This window comes from Spirillospora sp. NPDC049652 (assembly GCF_040675125.1).
Taxonomy (GTDB): Bacteria; Actinomycetota; Actinomycetes; order Streptosporangiales; family Streptosporangiaceae; genus Spirillospora.
Map to the genome: position 1 here is coordinate 1 of NZ_JBFAOF010000831.1, position 3,260 is coordinate 3,260.

General features: G+C 76.3%; 4 protein-coding genes. All 4 read right to left on the reverse strand.

Features of this window, described 5'->3' with window-relative positions; genetic code table 11:
* A partial coding sequence (locus tag AB0J52_RS33395) for a hypothetical protein (RefSeq protein ID WP_500186857.1) occupies positions 1-239 on the reverse strand: 239 nt, incomplete at its 3' end.
* Positions 240-265: 26 nt separating this feature from the next.
* Positions 266-1,483, reverse strand: a complete 1,218-nt coding sequence (locus tag AB0J52_RS33400) for a glycosyltransferase (RefSeq protein ID WP_500186858.1) — start codon at positions 1,481-1,483, stop codon at positions 266-268.
* Between the two features lie 18 nt (positions 1,484-1,501).
* Positions 1,502-2,695, reverse strand: coding sequence for a GNAT family N-acetyltransferase (locus AB0J52_RS33405; RefSeq protein WP_500186859.1), 1,194 nt, complete (start codon positions 2,693-2,695; stop codon positions 1,502-1,504).
* 7 nt (positions 2,696-2,702) lie between these two features.
* A partial coding sequence (locus AB0J52_RS33410; protein ID WP_500186860.1) for a hypothetical protein occupies positions 2,703-3,260 on the reverse strand: 558 nt, incomplete at its 5' end.

Below are 3,260 nucleotides of genomic sequence, written 5' to 3' on the forward strand. Positions count from 1 at the left end.
ACCGCCGCGACGCAGCCGCCGGGCTCCGCCACACAGAAGCCGGCTTCCACCACGCAGACACCGGGCTCCGCCACGCAGACACCGGCCGCGGCCGCACCGACCGTGTCCGCCGCGCACACGCCGACCGTCTCCGCGCCCACCTCACCCACGCCCGCCTTGCTTACCTCGCCTTCTCCCGCGCCCACCTCGCCCGTTCCGGCCTCGCCCGTTCCGACCGTGCTCGTCCCGAAACCGGGCACCTAGAAGGTGAGCGCCTCGAAAGCCGCTAACTGACCGGGACGGTGCTGTCCAGCGCCGGGGCGTCGGCGGTGCCCATCGCCACGGCCAGCGTGAGCGCGCAGAGCCGCCGCTGCGTCTCGGCCATGTCGAAGTCGCGGACGCGGACCCCGGCCGCCTCCGCCTCGGACGCCGCGAGTCCGGGATCGTTCAGGCGCAGCGCGACGGCCTCCGCCAGCGCCTCCGCGTCCCCGCAGGTCACCAGCGCGCCGACATCGGGCGTGACCACCTCGGACAGGCCGGGGATCCGGCTCGCGACCACGCTGCGTCCGACCGCGAGGGCCTCCAGCACGACCAGCGGAAGCCCCTCCCAGCGCGACGGCAGCGCGACGACGTGCGCGGCGGCGAGCCAGTCCCGCGGATCGCCGACCTCGGAAACGAACCGCACCCGCTCGCCGCCCCGCCGCCGCAACCCGTCCAGGGCGTCCCCCGAACCGACGATCGCGAGCTCGGCGTCCGGACATGCCGCCGCCACCAGGTCCCAGGCGTCCAGCAGGACGTCCTGGCCTTTCTGCCGGGTGACGCGGCCGAGGCACACCGCCAGCGGCACGTCCGGAGGGAGCCGGAGGCGTTCGCGCGCCAGCTCGCGTTCGTGCTGGTCGGCGGGCGGGAACCGGCGCAGATCGACGCCGTTCCTGATCGTCCACACCCGGTCCCGGATGCCTTTCCCGGCGCCCTGGTCGCGTTCGCCCTCACCGACGCAGACGATCGCGTCGGCCCGGCGCGCCGCCCACCTCTCCCACCACGCGCTCGCACGGGCGAGGGCGCCGTCACAGCTCAGCCATGACCATCCGTGCGGCTGGAAGATGACGGGACGACCAGCGGCGACGCCGGGGAGCCGCCCCGCGAGCCCGGCCTTGGACGAGTGCAGGTGGACGACGTCCGGCCGCACCGAACCGATGATCTGGCGCAGGGCGCGGAGCTCGTCGAGCGTGTTCGTCCCGGGCGCGCGGTCCGCCCGCCACGGAAAGTGCGGAACGTCCTCGGTCCGCAGAACCTCCGGAAGGGAACCGTCCGCCGGGCAGGCCACGGAGACCTCCCAGCCGCGCCGGCGCTGCGCGGCGACGGCCTGCGCGATGCACGCGGCGACACCGCCCGTCGTGGGCTGCGAGACGTGCAGCACCCGCAGCGGACGGCCCTCAGCCTCGCATCCGGCTGCGGCCTCGGTCCCGCCTGCGGCCTCGTCCACCGACGCGTCGTCGGTCATGCGCCGTGCACCGTTCGGTCAGCCACGCGGCTGCCCGGAAGCCTGGGCGGAGACTCCGCCGCCCGCGCCGCGTCCTCCTGGGGAACCGTGGGAGGGGGTCCGCCGGCCGCGTGACCGCGCGGCCCGCCGCCAGCGCGTCAGGCACGCGCGTCCGGCGACCACGCCCAGATATCCGGCGGACCGGGCGGAGCGGCACAGCACGACCCGCTCGTTCCACACCAGGTCAGGCTGCCACTTGAGCTTGTACTCCTCCTGGCCGCGCAGCAGGTTCAGGAACGGCAGGCCGCTCCGGTGCGCGAGCCGCAGGTCGTTGCTGAGCAGCATCAGCGCCACGTCCATGCCGTTGCGGAGGTCCGGTTCGGCCCCGTACAGGTACGCGCCGACCCAGTCGGGGCCGATCACCGCGAGGTCGCTCGCGACCACCCGTCCGTGCCGCCGGTACTCAGTGAGCGCCGCCTGCCCGGACGCGATCATCGCCGCCGCGGCCTCGCCGAGCATCGCGGCGAACCGCGGCCGCGCGTGCTCGGGATTCATCCCGCGGTCCTGCCACTGCCGTCCGTGCAGCCGCAGCATCTCCCCGACCGCCCGCTGGGCCTCGGGGGCGGCGGCCTGCCGGACGTCCAGGCCGCGCGCCTCGATCTTCCGGAGCCGCGCGCGGACCTTGCCCGCCGCGCGGCGCGGGAACCGGGCGCAGAACTCCGCCGGCTCGCAGGCCGGGAGCCGCAGGCAGACCGAGGACGGCGCGCGCCGGCCCGGCCGGGGCCAGCGCTCGGCCAGCAGCGTCACCGCTCCGTTCGGCATCACCTCGGGGAAGTCCAGGACGTCCCAGCCGGGCTCGTCCAGCAGCGCGCCGGCCAGGTGCCCGGCCGCCGCGTCCGCGTGCTCGGAGTCGACGAGCACGTCGGTGTGGTCGCTCAGACCGGCGGCCAGCGGCACCAGGACGCGGTGCCCGTGGCGCCACCGCATCATCAGCGGCGCGAGCGCGATCAGCCGCTCGTCCCGCCACACCGCGACCAGGCGCAGCCGTCCGGTCCTGCCGTAGTGCCGCCACCACGCGGCGTTCCAGGCCGAAGTCTGGAACGGCGTGGCGCGGCTGCGGCCGTACAGGTCGTCCCAGTCCTCGCGCAGCGCGTCCCATGCGGTGTCGTCGCGGTGGACCTCGGTGCGCCAGCGTGCCGCGTCCACCCGGTAGGACGGCGGGTGCAGGCTCACTTCCCGCTCACTTCCCGGCCTCCGCGGCGGCGGCCTGGTCGCCAGGGTGCGACACCGCCCGCCCACCATCGGCGGACGGCTCGGACGGCTCGGACGGCTCGGACGGCTCGGACCGCTCGGACCGCTCGGACGGCTCTGCCGGTCCCTCGTCCGAAGGCGCGTCGACGAGCGTGCCGGAACCCCGCGCCGACCTGCGGCGACCCGCGCTCGCCCGCTGCGGCCACCGCAGCCCGGCGAGCGCCGCCAGCGCCGCCAGCAGCCCCCCGGACGCCGCGCCGACCGCGACGTCGAGGACGGGCTTGGGCGAGCTGGCCGTGATCGGCGGGAGCGCGTCGCTCATCAGGACGACCCGGACGCCGGTGTCCGCCTGGTGCCCGGTCCCGTACCGGACGAGCGCGGACGCGGCGGCGTTGGCCAGGGACGCGGCGCGTCCCGGCCCCGGCGCGGACGCGGTGATCCGGATCAGCGGCGTCTCCGGCGACGTGGACGTGCGCAACCGCCGCGCGGCGGCCTCCACCGCCGTCCCCCACGGCGCGTTCGGCGCCCACGTGAGCGTCTCGGGCAG

Coding starts and splice junctions, on each gene's coding strand:
- AB0J52_RS33400 (WP_500186858.1), bottom strand. CDS start 1,483: ATGACCGACGACGCGTCGGTGGACGAGGCCGCAGGCGGGACCGAGGCC.